Here is a 610-nt window from a genome sequence, read left to right as displayed (position 1 = left end):
GATGAAAAAGCGACTGAGCGCGAAGCCAAACGCAATCTCATAGTCAGCATCGTGACAGGCATCGGTGCGGCAGGCGGCCTGGATGCAGCCCCGGCATCGACCGCCGCGGCAACCGCGGTGGACAACAACTGGCTAGCGACCCAGCAGATCGTCCAGATGAACAAGGAACTCGCGGCCGCCGACGGCATGCTTGAGTACCTGAAGATTCAGGGCAAATGGGTCTACATATCGGGCAAGCAGGATGTGCTGACGACTGCCGGCATTGGCAAAGGTCTCGCCCTGGCGGGCTGGGATGACGTCAAGGGTCTGGCGGCATTCCTGTCCGACCCGATCGCGGGATTGAACGGAATCAAGGAGCTCATCACCGATCCTGATATGCGTAAACAACTCGGCGACTCGCTCGTCGCCGAATTCGACGCGAAGATCGCTCGGATGCGTCAGGCCATTGAGGTTGGTGGCACCGACCATGCCCTTCAACTTGGCGAGGACCTCGGCAATCTGGCGTGGCAGGTTGGCACCGCAGTGACTGGCGTCGGTACTGCGGCAAAGGGGGGAATTGCACTTGCAAAGGCAGGCATCAACGTAAGTGCCAAGACCCTGGACGTCATGA

General features: G+C 60.0%; 1 pseudogene. It reads left to right on the top strand.

The features are described 5' to 3' along the window. Positions 1 to 610: pseudogene (locus DNK89_RS24460) on the top strand (hypothetical protein); the annotation flags it as partial.

The organism is Acidovorax sp. ST3 (genome assembly GCF_003231145.1).
Classification (GTDB): Bacteria; Pseudomonadota; Gammaproteobacteria; order Burkholderiales; family Burkholderiaceae_C; genus Acidovorax.
Note: the sequence above shows the minus strand (reverse complement) of the source record. Positions and strands in the feature narration are given on the sequence as shown.